We start from the raw sequence: 13,017 nt of genomic DNA on the forward strand, positions 1-13,017 counted from the left end.
AACACCTTTTTTCAAGGCCGTCACACCGAAGTGGACGTTGTTGCCGATGCCGCTTTGTCGTTTGCCCCGAGAGGCTTTCGTCGTTGCGAGCCGCGTATTATGTCAGGCTTTTCGTTTGCGTCAACACCTTCTTTCGAGGGATGTTGCCGCCGCTTTGTCGTGGTGTTCACCGGGGTGAAGGCCGCGTCACAGCGAGGGAGCGAATACTAAAGACTTCTGAAAATTCGTCAAGGCTTTTTTCGATCTTTTTCATCGCAGCGTCATCGTTGCGTGCTGCTCGACATCACGTGCGGCAGCACGCGCGTTGCGCGTGCTGCCGCGGCCTTGCTAACAATGCATCTCTTGTCGTCAGGAATGCATGCGATGTCTGCCCTCCCCAAGCGTTCGTTGTTGCGCGATGTGTCGTTGCCCGCGCTGATGGCCGGCTTCATTACCGTGTTGGTCGGCTTCGCCAGTTCGGCGGTGATCGTGTTCCAGGCCGCCCGCGCAGTCGGTGCAACGCAGGCGCAGATCGCCTCGTGGATGTGGGCGTTGGGATTGGGCATGGGCATCACGTGTATCGGACTGTCGCTGCGCTACCGCGTGCCCGTGGTGACGGCCTGGTCCACCCCGGGTGCAGCGATGCTGGTAGTGGGCGCCGGTGCAGTGGGCTACAGCGATGCGATCGGTGCGTTCGTGCTTGCCGCGGTGCTGGGGATGATCGCCGGCTTCTCGGGGATCTTCGCGCGCGTGATGCGGCGAGTGCCGATGGCACTGGCCGCCGGGATGCTGGCCGGTGTGCTGCTGCGCTTCGGGCTGGAGGTGTTCGTCTCCATGCAGACGCAGTTGGGGATGGCAGTGGCGATGTTCGTCACCTGGCTGGTCGGTCGGCGCCTGTTCCCACGCTATGCGGTGATCGCCACCTTGCTGGTGGGTGTAGCGGTGGCGGCTTCTCAGGGACTGCTGCACATGGAGACGGTGCGGCTGGAGCTGGCCACGCCGGTGTTCACCTGGCCGACGCTGTCGTGGTCGGCAGTGATCGGCGTTGCCCTGCCCTTGTTCGTGGTGACCATGGCCTCGCAGAACATCCCCGGCGTGGCGGTGATCCGTGCCTCGGGCTACGACACGCCGATCTCGCCGGTGATCGGCTGGATCGGGGTGGCCAATACGCTGCTGGCGCCGTTCGGCGCTTTCGGGTTGAACCTGGCGGCGATCACCGCGGCGATCTGCATGGGACGGGAGGCGCACGAGGACCCGGCGCGGCGTTACACCGCAGCGGTGGCCGCCGGTGGCTTCTATATCGTGGTGGGCCTGTTCGGGGCGACGGTGGCGGCGGTGTTCGCCGCCTTCCCCAGGGAACTGGTGGCCTGCGTGGCCGGTATTGCCCTGTTCGGCACGATCGCCAACAGCCTGTCGATGGCGTTGCGCGAGGAGGCCGACCGCGAGGCGGCGCTGGTGACGTTCCTGGTCACCGCCTCGGGGGTGTCGCTGGCCGGGATCGGTTCGGCCTTCTGGGGACTGGTGGCCGGAGGTATCTGCCTGCTGGTGCTGCGACCGCGCACGCCTGCCGGCTGAGTCGGGTCACTCGCCGGCCAACACCCGAATCAGGACATACAGAACGAACCCCAGCCCCAGAGCCACCTTGCTCACGCCGCCACGGCGGTCGAGTTCGGCAGCGATGCGTGCCGGTTGATCGCGGTAGCGGGCCTCGGTGCGGGCCACCAGACGCCGGCAGTGCCACAGGTACACCGCGTTGGCGGACAGCCCGAGCAGCACTTTCGTACCGACCAGCAGGACCAGGCTGCCGTTCTCACCGATCCAGCTGAACGCCACGGCGGCCCCGACGCCGAATTCCAGCACCAGCATCAGCGCGGCCGCCAGGTAGAGGCGCCGATACAACAGCCAGAAGAAGTCGAACAGGAAGGCCGGCCAGTGCCAAGGGCGCGGCCATCGACCGGTTGGGGCATCCAGATGCCAGCGGCGGGCATACACCCCGAAATTGTCGCCGACCGCCCTGGCCAGTTGCCGGTGCCGGTCGTGGACGCCGGCCGCACGCTCGATGGCCAGGTCGATTTCCGCCTCGATGACCGCGGCCGCAGGCGCGGCATACGGGTCGTGGGGGCTGGCACTCACAACGGCAGCACCGAGAACGTCTGCTGCAGCACGTGGCGCCCCCCCGGCGCGAGGGTCACCACATCCGGGCCGGCGTTGGCCGCTTCCAGGCAGACATAGTTGCGCCAGCCGCTACCGACGTCGGCCATCTTGGCCGCGCCGGCTTCGCCCGGGTTCCAGGCCACCAGCGAGCGGCTGCCCTGGGTGGTGATCTCGATGCGCCGCTTCAGGGTGGGGTCCTTGAGGACATAACGGCCACCGGCCTGGGTATAGATGCGATCGCTGCGGCCCGGGTCGCGCGGGTCGCGCAGGTTCCAGTCGCCCTGTTGGACGCGCGGGGTGGCGTAGTCCTCGAACTTGTCCAGGTAGGTGAGGCCGTCGAGCCCCTGCACGTCCACGCCGGTGGCGTCGCCCACCTTGAAGTAGTTATGCAGGGCCTGGGTGAAGCGGACCGTCTGGGCGCTGGTGTTCTCGGTGACCAGGCGCTGTTCCAGGGTGCGGCCGATGCGCAGCTCCATGTGCAGGCGCAGGGCCAGGTTGTCCAGCGTGGGCGGGGCGAGCGAGAGCACGAGCGTGCCATCGGCCTCGCGCCGCGCGTCCTTCAGGGTCCACGGCAGGGTGCGCACGAAGCCGTGCGAGGGCACGTCGCTGCCCTGCCCCTGGCGGCCGAAGAACGGCCAGCACACCGGGCTGCCACCACGGATGGGTGTGGGCAGCGCCTGCGCGCTGGGCGACAGCCACAGCACGTCCTGGCCGCCCTTGGGGATATAGGACAGCAGCTGCCCGCCGAACACCGCGATGGCGGCGGTCGCGAACGGGGTCTCCACCTTCCAGGCATCGAAGCCCTGCACCTTGCCCAGGCTCAGACCTTCGACCTTGGGCAGGGCCGCGCCGGGGCCGGCCGGGGACTGCATGAGGCGGGCGTGGTTAGGCGGCAGGGTAAACACGGTGGATGCAGGCATGGCGGTCGGCGGGGTCTTGATGGGAGGGGCGCTGCGCAGGGCGGTGAGGATGCGTTGACCGGCGCGGCCGTCGGTGGTGGTCCAGCCCAGGCGCTGCTGCTCGACCTCGATGGCGCGGCGGGTGGCGGTGCCGACCATGCCGTCGGCGGCGCCGATGTCATGCCCGCGGGCGAGCAGCAGGGTCTGCAGCTCACGGCGCTCGCGGCGGCCGATGCCGGGATCGTCGGTGGGCCAGGCCGCCACCGTGCCGCTGCCGCCGCGCAGGCGGTCGGCCAGGGTGGCGATGGCCAGCGCATAACTTTCGGCGGCGTTGTAGGCGTAGATCGCGTCGTAGTTGCGGAACACCAGCCACGCCGGGCCCTTGGCGCCGGTGGGCAGCAGCAGGGCGGCGTTGCTGTCGGCGGGCAGGCCGGCAGGGGCGAGCGCGCCACCGCCGACCGGGACGATGCCCAATGCACGCCAGTCGCCGAGCGGCTTGCGCTGGGTGCGCCCGGCCAGCGACGGGTTGAAGCCCGCCGGCAACGTGACCTCGATTCCCCACGGCTGGCCGCTGCGCCAGCCCGCTTTGGCCAGGTAGTTGGCGGTGGAGGCCAGGGCATCGGGAATGCTGGCGACGAGGTCGCGGCGACCGTCGCCATCGCCATCCACGGCGATGCGCGCATAGGTGGAGGGCATGAACTGGGTGTGCCCGAAGGCGCCGGCCCAGGAACCGGTGAGGCCGTCGGCCTGCAGGTCCCCGGCATCGAGCAGCTTGAGCAGGGCCAGCAGTTCGCCGCGGAAGAAGGGCTGGCGGCGGCCGTTGCACGACAGCGTCGCCAGCGACTGCAGCAGCGGACGCTTGCCGAACACGCGGCCGTAATCGCTCTCCACGCCCCAGACCGCGACGATCGTGGCCGGATCGACGCCGTACTGGGCCGATACCCGGTTCAACAGATCGCGATGCTCGACCAGACGCGCGCGGCCGTCGTCCACCCGCTGGCTGTCCACCAGCGCGGCCAGGTAATCCCACAGCGGCGTGGTGAACTCCGGTTGCGCGTCCAGCAGCGGCAGCACGCTCAGGTCCGGGGTGAGCCCGGCGGTGAAGCGGGTAAAGCCGGCGGCACGGATGCCCTGCTTGAGCGCCTGCGGTTGCAGGGTGGCCAGGCAGCGGTCGAAATCATCCTGTGGCGCGGCGGCGACCGGGGCGCTGGCCAGGCACAGTGCGCCGAGCAGCCAGCCGGGGAGAAGCCTCATTGGCGGGAATCCTTGCAGCCAAGTGGACCTGCATCATAGCGGGCTGGCGCCGATCAAACCGGCGCTTCAGGCCGGTTGCAGCAGGCGCAGGCCGAACGCCGGCGCGGCGGCATTCCATTGCGCAGTGACGCGAAGACCTGCCTCGGCGACCAATGACGCGAACGAGACGTCGGTGTACTTGTGGCTGTATTCGACGGTCATCGCTTCGCCTTCGGCAAAATCGAAGGGGTGCCCGGCTACATGCACGCGCTGGGCGCGGGTGCTGACCAGTTCGGTTTCGATGCGCAGGCGCGCCACGCTGTAGCGCGCCCGGTGCTGGAAACCATCCAGGTCGAAGTCGCTGCCGATCTCGCGGTTGAGCCGACGCAGCAGATTCAGAGTGAACTCGGCGGTGACGCCAGCGGCATCGTTGTAGGCCGCTTCGATCAGCGCCGGGTCCTTGTGCAGGTCGATGCCGATCAGGGCCATGCCATCGCGCCCCATCGTCTGGCGCATCGCCTGCAGCAAGGCGACCGCGTCGGCGTGGTCGAAGTTGCCCAGCGTGGAGCCGGGGAAGAACAACAACCGTCGCGCGGGTTCGCGTTGCGGCTCGGGCACCTGCACCGGGTGAGTGAAGTCTGCGCAGACCGGGAGCATCTCGATGTCCGGCAGGGCCTGCGCCAGCCGCGCGATGCTGGCCAGCAGCGCCGCGCGCGAGATCTCGATGGGGGTGTAGGCGACCGGATCGGCCAGCGCGTGCAGCAGCAACTCGGTCTTGCGACCACTGCCGCTGCCAAGCTCGACCACGTGCAGGCGTGGGCCGACCACCTTGGCGATGGCGGCGGCGCAATCCTGCAGCAGCTGCAGCTCGGTGCGGGTGGGGTAGTACTCGGGCTGGTGGGTGATCTGCTCGAACAGAGCCGAACCGCGCGCGTCGTAGAAATACTTGGACGGCAGCTGGCGTGGCGTGGCGGACAGGCCGTGCAGGATGTCGGCGGTGATGCGGGCGCGATCCGGCTGCAGGTCGGTGAGCGCCTCGAGCGCGTCGCTGACCGTACTCACGCCAGGTCCCTTGCCAGGCGCACGCCGGCGAACTGCCAGCGTGCGGAGGGCGCGAAGAAGTTGCGGTAGCTGGCGCGGACGTGCCCGTCCGGGGTGGCGCAGCTGCCGCCGCGCAGGATCCATTGGCCGTTCATGAATTTACCGTTGTACTCGCCGAGGTTGCCGGCGAAGGGGCGAAAGCCCGGATAGGCGCCGTAGGCGCTGCTGGTCCATTCCCAGACATCGCCGAACAACTGCAGGAGGGCGTCATCGTCGCCCTGCCCGTCTGGGGCGATGCCGGCAGGGTGGAGGCGGTCAGCGTCGGCGAAATGGCCCGTCGGCGCGTGACCGGCGGCGGCGGCTTCCCATTCGAACTCGGTGGGTAGGCGTGCGCCCTGCCAGCGGGCAAAGGCGTCGGCTTCGAAATAGCTGATGTGGGATACCGGCGCATGCAGGTCCAACGCCCGCCAGCCGCCGAGGGTGAACTCGCGCTCGAGTGCGTCATCCCAGTACAGCGGGTGCTGCCACTGTTCAGCCTGGCACAGCGCCCAGCCTTCGCTCATCCACAGCCCGACCTCGCGGTAACCGCCGGCCTGGATGAACTGGCGGTACTCGGCGTTGCTGACCGGTCGATTGGCCAAGCCATGGGCCGGGACGAGCACGCGATGCACGGGCGATTCGTTGTCGTAGGCGAAGTCCGCGTGCGCCGGCCAGGCGGGAGCACCGATCTCCACGATCTGTTCGGGGCTGCGCTGCCAGCGCAGCGGCACGGCGATGGCGTCGCTGCGGCTCAGATCATCGCGGTAGGCCGGCTGCAGCGGATTGCACCACAGCGCGTGCTTGATGTCGGTGAGCAGCAGCTCCTGGTGCTGCTGTTCGTGGTGCAGGCCGAGCTGCAGCTGATGGCTGGCCTGCGCATCGAGCGCACCGGCCTGCAGCAGAGTGATCACCTGCTGATCGACGCGGGCCCGGTACTGCAGTACTTCCTCCAGCGACGGCCGCGAGAGCAGGCCGCGCTGCGGGCGCGCATGGGCCGGGCCGATGCTCTGGTAGTAGCTGTTGAACAGGTAGTGCCAGTCTGCGTTGAACGGTTGATGGCCAGGCTGGCTGGCCAGCACGAAGCGTTCGAAGAACCAGGTGGTGTGGGCCAGGTGCCATTTGGCCGGGCTGGCGTCGGGCATGCTCTGCACCATCGCATCTTCGGCGCTGAGCGGGGCGGCCAGCGCGATGCTCCGCGCGCGGATGCCGGCATAACGGACGGCCAGTGCGGCGGCGGGCGATGGGGCGACGGGCGGTGGTGAGGCGACGGCGGTATTCATCGCGGTCAGGATCGACCAGCGGTGGTGAGCAGGACGTCATGGCAAGGCTCACGCGATGTTACGCACTCAAGTTGAATACGCAGTGGCCGCTATCGGAAAGACACCTCGCCTGCGTGGTCCCGGTCTGCACGTGCGGCCAGGGCGCGCCGGCCCGCTTTTGTGGAACCGTCTTGCGGAATCACCTGCTACGCCAGCCCGGTCACTATCTGTTCCTGCTGCCCGCCGTGCTGGTGGGGCTGGGATTGTGGTCGGCCACGCCGGCCGACGAGGTCGGCAGCCCGGTGCATCGCATCCTGCCGCTGGTACTGACCTGTCTGGGCATCGGCCTGGGCCTGATCTACAACCGGGTGCGCGCGGTGTGCCTGCTGCTGGTGATCGCGCTGGCGTTCGCGATCCTGCATGGGCTGGTGGGCAGTTTCCTCAATACCGGCGCGGTTACCGCGCTGACCCCGTTGTTGTTCCATTCGGTCTCGCTGTGGCTGCCGCTGCTGTTCGCGCTGCATGGGCTGTGGCCCGAGCGCGGCCGACTGCGCCAGGATCTGCTGCTGCGCGGGGTGGTCAGCGGTGCGGCGATCGGTGTATTCGCGCTGCTGGCCGCACAGGGGCCGCAGGGGATGCACGACCTGCTCTCGGACCAGCATTGGCCGTGGCTGCCGAGCGGCTGGAGCCGGTTGGCGCAGGTGCCGACGCTGCTGTTCGTGGCGGCGATGATCGGGCTGGCAGTGCAGGCGCTGCGCCAGCCGCGGCCCCTGCATACGGCGATGCTGGTCGCGCTGCTGGTGGTGTGGACGATGTTGCCGCGGGTGTTCCTGTCGCCAGCGCTGCTGCCGGCGCTGGCCAGCACCGCGCTGCTGCTGATCGTGTCGGCGATGCTGCAGGAATCTTTCCATATGGCCTACCGCGACGAACTGACCGGCCTGCCCGGTCGGCGCGCGTTGAACGAGTGCCTGCAACGGGTGGGGGCCACGTACACGATCGCGATGGTGGATGTGGACCACTTCAAGCGCTTCAACGATACCCACGGCCATGACAACGGCGACGACGTGCTCAAGCTGGTGGCCGCGCGCCTGGCCGAGGTGGGCGGCGGCGGACGCGCGTTCCGTTATGGCGGCGAGGAGTTCGCGCTGGTGTTCCTGGACCGCCCTGCCCCGGCGTGCGTGGAGGCGGTGGAAGCGGTACGGGCGATGGTGGAAGCCACGCGCCTGCAGCTGCGCGATCGTGCGGCGCGCGTGCAGGACGACGCGGTGGGCCGGCTGCAGCGCGGCCGCGGTGGCGACGGCACGGTGGTGCAGGTGACGGTCAGCATCGGCATGGCCGACAGCCGCGTGGGCGACGGGACGCAGGCGGTGATCAAAGCCGCCGACCAGGCGCTGTACGCGGCCAAGGATGCCGGGCGCAACTGCGTGCGCGCCCACGGCCAGCAGCGGCCGGTGGCGGTGCGCAGCCGCGAGCCGGCTCAGGGCAGCGCGTCGAGATAGAACCAGCGGCCGTCTTCGCGGACGAAGCGGCTGTGTTCGAGCATCTTGACCGCGCTACCGCCGCCGACCTTGTAACGGGCGGTGAAGTTGACCTGGGCGTGGTCCGGGTCGGTGGTGGTGTGCGTGTGGATTGTCAGTCCCAACCAGCGGGTGCGCTGGCCGGGGGCTTCGTCCAACGATAATTCCTGCGGGCGCGTGGACGGATGCCAGCTGGCCAGCAGGTAGTCCGGCAGCTGCTTGACGTAGGCGCTGTAGCGCGAGCGCATCAGGGCTTCGGCGTCGGGTGCGTTCGCGCCGGCGTGGTAGAGGCCGCAGCAGGCGGTGTAGGCCAGTGGGCGGCCGCAGGGACAGGGGTCGGGTGTGCTCATGGGGCTATTGTCGCGCGTTTGCTTGGGTCCGCCGTGGGTGCGGACCGTGGGTATGGGCGTGCTGGATGCGCCGTAGGTACCGAGCGTTGGTCGGTACGTGTGTGCGGTGGCGCAGGGCAGCCGACCCACGGTCGGCTCTACCCGGTGTGGGGGTCCGGGCGTATGCTTGCGCGCCTTGTGTCGCGAAGTTGCTGCCGTGCTCGAGCTGGTTCCCCCTGAGCTGTTGTGGTTGGTGGCGATCGCCTTCATCGCCGGCCTGGTCGATGCGGCCGTGGGTGGCGGCGGGCTGGTGCAGTTGCCCGGCCTGTTCACGGTGCTGCCGCAGCACATCCCGGCGATGCTGTTTGGCACCAACAAGTTCAGTTCGATGTTCGGCACGGCGGCGGCCGCGTTCCGCTACGCGCGCAACGTGCGCTTCCCGTGGCGACCGGTGCTGTTCGCGGCGGGCACCGCCTTCGTGTTTTCCTTCGCCGGGGCCACGGCGGTCAGCCTGCTGCCCAAAGACGCGGTGCGCCCGCTGGTGCTGGTGCTGCTGGTGGCGATGCTCGGCTACACGCTGTGGAAGAAGGATTTCGGCGCGTTGCACCGGCCGCGCGAGATCGGGCGCCGGGAGCTGGCCATGGCGCTGGGCATCGGCGCGGTGATCGGCTTCTACGACGGATTCTTCGGGCCGGGCACGGGCAGCTTTCTGATCTTCCTGTTCGTGCGCTTCTTCGGGCTGGACTTCCTGCGTGCCTCGGCCGCCTCGAAGGTGGTGAACCTGGCCACGAATGTCGCTGCCATTTCCTTCTTCGTGCCGACCGGCAACATCCTGTGGCTGTTCGCGCTGCCGATGGCCGCCGCCAACATCGTCGGCTCGGTGGTGGGCACGCGGCTGGCGCTGCGCGGCGGTACGCCGTTCATCCGCAAATTGTTCGTCGGTCTGGTGGTGGTGCTGATCGCGCGGATGGGCTGGGATACGTTCGGCGGATAACGCGTAGAGCGGGGCGCTGCGGCGACCGGTGATGGTGGAGCAGCCGACCAACGGTCGGCTCTACGTGGGTGCGGGATTTCCGTTGCCGGTGCGGGATTTCCGTTGCCGGYGCGGGATTTCCGTTGTGGGTGCGGGRTTTCCGTTGCCGGCGCGGGAAWTGCCGTTGTGGGTGTGGGGATTGCCGACCGGTCAGGCGACCGGTTCGGCGTCCTGCTGGCGGCTGCGCTCCGGCAGCTTGAGCCGCTTGGCCTCTTCGTCGTACTCGATCAGCAGCACGCCGGAGTCGTGGCGGCCGCTGATTTCGACGAAGCAGGCACCACCGATGAACGGTTCGAGCGTCATCACCGACTTCAGCGGCGTGGCCACAACCATCTGGAAGCCGAAGTTCTCGAAGATGTTCATCGCCAGGGCGGTGAACTCGTTGTCGGCCTTGTCGAACGCTTCGTCGAGCACGACGGCGGCGTAGCTGGGCAGCTGGCTTTCGGCGCCGCCGAGCTGGTAGCGCAGCGCTGCAGCCAGGCAGGTGGTGGCCAGCTTCTGCCGCTGGCCACCGGACTTGCCGGCGCCGCTGCGGTAGATCTCCACCTGCTGGCGGGTAGCGGCGTCGAGCTCGACGCCGATGAACTCCACATGCAGGCGCACGTCGAGCACGTTTTCGCGCCAACGGCGGTCCTCGCCTTCCTGTGAGCCAAGGCGTTTGACCAGCTCGCGCAGCACGGCAAACTGCGCCTCGGCCACCTCGCGCTCTTCGGTCTGATGGTGCGACAGCACGTCGCGCAACTGCTGGTGGAACTCCAGCACCTCCGGCAGGCGCCGGTCGCTGAGCTCGATGGTCAACAGGGTGCCGCGGTTGAACGGCACCTGCTCCAGCGAGGCGTTGACCTCGTCCAGGCGCTGGCCGATCGACTTGCGTGCCTCGGCGCTGTGCCGTTGCAGGGCCAGCAGGTTGTTCTTGCTCTGGTTTTGCAGCAGGTCGAAGAAGCGTTCTTCGTGCTGCGGCAGGCCATCGCGTTCCAGCCGCTGCAGGCGGGCAAGGTAGTCCTCGGCCGAGGCGACGGACGCGGTGAAATCGCCGGACTCTTCCGGCCACGCCTGCGCGAAGCGCCGGAAGCAGGCCACCAGCTGCGTCTCGACGCGGTGCACGTCCTGCTGCGAGGCGGCGAGGCTTTCGTTGATGCCCTTGCTGATCTCGCGCATGTGCGCTTCCAGCGTTTCCAGGCTGAGGCCGCCCAGGCGCTCAAGGCGCGACTGCAGCCCGGCTTCCTGGGTGGCACCGAGGGCAGGTAGTACCAGGGCGCGGCTGCGCTGGCGCTGGGCATCGAGCTTGTCGCGTTCGCGTGCGTGGTGCGCGAGCTCGACGCGGGTGTCTTCGTAGGTCCGGCGGGCCTGCGCGATATCCGCGCGCGCCTGGTCGATCTGCTGCGCCAGGCGGGCCAGGTCGGCGTTGCCTTCCTTCAGCTCGTGCAGCGACGATTCGATGTCCTGCAGGCGCTGGACGGCCGTGGCGACATCCACTTCCTCCCAGCTGAAATTGACCAGCTGGTTGCAGGCCAGGCGCCGCTCGTTGTCGCGATCGCGCTGGCTGCGCAGCCGTGCGACATCTTCGTCGCATTCGGCGATGCGTTGCGCCAGCTCCTGGGCTTCCTTGCGGAACAGCGCCAGCTTGTCGCTGTTGCTGAAGCCGAGCAGCCAGCGGCGACGATCACCGATCGCGTTGCGGTCGTCTTTCTCGAAGCGATCGCCCGGGTGCTTGACCTGGCCTTCGCGCGAGATGCCGCGTTCGACATCGCGCAGCTGCTTTGCCTCGACGCACTCGTAGTCGTAGCGCTTGCCGAGCTCGCGGCGCAGCCACGGCTCGAACACGCTGTCGCGGAATTCCAGTTTGTGCAGCAACGAACGCTTGGAGGGCTCACGGGCAATGGCATCGTCATTGCGACGCACGCGGTAGTAGGTGAGCCGCATGCCGATGTGGGTGCGGTTCACCCACGCGTTGACTTCGTTGTAGTGCTTGTCTTCCACCAGCAGCGACTRCGCGAACCCGAACAGCACGCGCTCGATCGCGCCCTGCCAGGCGCCCTCTTCCTGGCGGACCTGGATCAGCTCGCCCACGAACGGCAGTGCTGCTTCGGGAACACCGGTTTCCTCGGCCAGGCGGCTGCGCAGCTTCTGCAGCGGCGCGGGAATGCTCGACGGGTTGCGCTCCATCGCCTCCAGTTCCGCGCGGACATCGCCGAAGCGGCGCGTGTCGTCCTGTTTGCCGGACAACCGCTCGGTGATGGCATCGTCCAGCGCGGCAGCCGCCTGCTGGCGGTTGTCCAGCTCGCCCTGCGCGCGGCTGATCAGCTGCGCGAACCCGTGCGCGTCATCGGGCAATGCGTCCTGCAGTTTGGCCGCGGCCTGGCTGGCCTGATCGCGCTTTGCCTGGCGTCGGTCGCGCTCGGCCTGGGCACGCCCTTGTTCGCGTTCCAGCTCCTCGATGCGCTCGCCGCCCTGCTGGCGTCGCTGCAGTTCCAGCTCGGCCACGTGCTCTTCATGGTTGGCCAGCGTCTGGCGACGCTGGGTCTCCTCGCCGAGCAGACCGCGGTGGCGCACGTCGATTTCCTGCAGCCGCTTGTCCAGCAGCAGTTGCAGGCGTGATTCGCGGAAGCTGTCCAGCCCGAGCTTCAGGGTTTCCTCGTCCGCGCGCTGCAGGTTCATCGCCTTCAGCTCGGCGTGCAGCGCACGCGCGGGCAACAGGGTTTCGACCTGGCGCCGCGCGGTGACCACCGACTTGTGCGCGCCGTCCAGCTCGGCGAAGTCGCTGACCAGGCGTTCGGCGGCATCGAAGGTCTTTGGCGTATCGAGCATGAAGTCGCGCAGGAAGACGTTCAGGTCGCCCAGGTTCTTGGCCGACTGCGTCTTGTGCAGCAGGCGCAGCGCCATTTCATTGTCGATGCCCAGCAGGTGGCGGAAGCGCTCGGCGTAGCCGACGAAGCTGTCGAAGTGGTGGACATCGCCCAGGCGCTGCTTGAGCTTGCGCAGGTCCAGGTCGAAACCGCCGAGGTCCTTGGCGATATCGAAGGGACGCTCGGCGATCAGGTAATGCTTGCGCACGTCGGCAGCGGCCGCGCCATTGCCGGCGATCCAGAACAGGCGCACCAGGCTGACCACGCGACCGTCGCCGGCCCGGTATTCCAGCACCAGCGCGGTCCAGGTAGCGCCCTTGCGCAGGTACTGGGTGGCGATTTCGCCGGTGCCACGGTCCTGCTGGTCGGCCCACGCGCCACGCACGTAGGAGACCAGGTTGCGGTCGCGGCCACTGCGTTCGGCCTCACGCGCGGCGGCGTTGAAGTCGACGATCGAGGGCGGCACCAGCATCGCCGACATGGCGTCGAGCAGGGTCGACTTGCCCGAGCCGGAGCGGCCCACGAACAGGAACCCCCGCTCGGCGATCGGCACCTCGGTCAGGCCGTTGAACGTGCCCCAGTTGTGCACCTGCAGGCGGCGCATGCGGAACTGCTGCAGCCGCGGGTCCGGCAGCCCTTCGGTGAACAGGGCGGGGGTGTGCTTGGAGATGGCCATGCGTTGTCGGTC

10 protein-coding genes are annotated in these 13,017 nt (G+C 68.4%); 4 read left to right on the forward strand and 6 right to left on the reverse strand.

What is annotated here, in order from left to right; all coding sequences use genetic code 11:
- Both AC1DQP_RS01585 and AC1DQP_RS01590 read left to right on the forward strand, forming a co-directional pair.
- Nucleotides 1-210 (forward strand): hypothetical protein (locus tag AC1DQP_RS01585; protein WP_478050992.1); only part of this gene is annotated, 210 nt, incomplete at its 5' end.
- A gap of 153 nt (nt 211-363) precedes the next feature.
- Entirely contained in the window at nt 364-1,554 is a 1,191-nt protein-coding gene (locus AC1DQP_RS01590; protein WP_457320016.1) for a benzoate/H(+) symporter BenE family transporter, read from the forward strand.
- A gap of 6 nt (nt 1,555-1,560) precedes the next feature.
- On the opposite strand, the gene AC1DQP_RS01595 is transcribed toward AC1DQP_RS01590, so the two are convergent.
- The 4 genes from AC1DQP_RS01595 to egtB all read right to left on the reverse strand — a co-directional run bounded on the left by AC1DQP_RS01595 (nt 1,561) and on the right by egtB (nt 6,625).
- On the reverse strand, nt 1,561-2,112 hold the full coding sequence (locus AC1DQP_RS01595; RefSeq protein WP_457320017.1) for a DUF2628 domain-containing protein: 552 nt from the start codon (nt 2,110-2,112) through the stop codon (nt 1,561-1,563).
- Nucleotides 2,109-4,286, reverse strand: a complete 2,178-nt coding sequence (locus tag AC1DQP_RS01600) for a lytic murein transglycosylase (protein WP_478050993.1) — start codon at nt 4,284-4,286, stop codon at nt 2,109-2,111. The genes AC1DQP_RS01595 and AC1DQP_RS01600 overlap by 4 nt, the downstream gene beginning before the upstream one ends.
- A 66-nt stretch (nt 4,287-4,352) precedes the next feature.
- A complete protein-coding gene (gene egtD / locus AC1DQP_RS01605) occupies nt 4,353-5,327 on the reverse strand; it encodes an L-histidine N(alpha)-methyltransferase (protein WP_457320021.1) in 975 nt (324 codons plus the stop codon).
- Nucleotides 5,324-6,625: an ergothioneine biosynthesis protein EgtB gene (egtB, locus tag AC1DQP_RS01610; RefSeq protein WP_256776137.1), complete on the reverse strand. Its 1,302-nt coding sequence runs from the start codon at nt 6,623-6,625 to the stop codon at nt 5,324-5,326. The genes egtD and egtB overlap by 4 nt, the downstream gene beginning before the upstream one ends.
- A gap of 170 nt (nt 6,626-6,795) precedes the next feature.
- On the opposite strand from egtB, the gene AC1DQP_RS01615 reads away from it, so the two are divergent.
- Nucleotides 6,796-8,103: a GGDEF domain-containing protein gene (locus AC1DQP_RS01615; RefSeq protein WP_478050994.1), complete on the forward strand. Its 1,308-nt coding sequence runs from the start codon at nt 6,796-6,798 to the stop codon at nt 8,101-8,103.
- On the opposite strand, the gene AC1DQP_RS01620 is transcribed toward AC1DQP_RS01615, so the two are convergent.
- Nucleotides 8,082-8,471, reverse strand: coding sequence for a YchJ family metal-binding protein (locus AC1DQP_RS01620; RefSeq protein ID WP_256776135.1), 390 nt, complete (start codon nt 8,469-8,471; stop codon nt 8,082-8,084). The genes AC1DQP_RS01615 and AC1DQP_RS01620 overlap by 22 nt on opposite strands.
- A gap of 196 nt (nt 8,472-8,667) precedes the next feature.
- Between AC1DQP_RS01620 and AC1DQP_RS01625 the strand changes: the two genes are divergently transcribed.
- Nucleotides 8,668-9,444 (forward strand): sulfite exporter TauE/SafE family protein, encoded by a 777-nt coding sequence (locus tag AC1DQP_RS01625; protein ID WP_478050995.1) that lies wholly within the window; start codon nt 8,668-8,670, stop codon nt 9,442-9,444.
- A 189-nt stretch (nt 9,445-9,633) separates the two neighbouring features.
- Here AC1DQP_RS01625 and AC1DQP_RS01630 read toward each other — a convergent pair whose 3' ends face one another.
- The gene (locus tag AC1DQP_RS01630) at nt 9,634-13,005 is read right to left on the reverse strand and encodes an ATP-binding protein (protein WP_478050996.1); all 3,372 of its coding nucleotides are present in this window, start codon (nt 13,003-13,005) and stop codon (nt 9,634-9,636) included.
- Between the last annotated feature and the right edge of the window lie 12 nt (nt 13,006-13,017).

The organism is Stenotrophomonas sp. P5_A8, assembly GCF_056400545.1.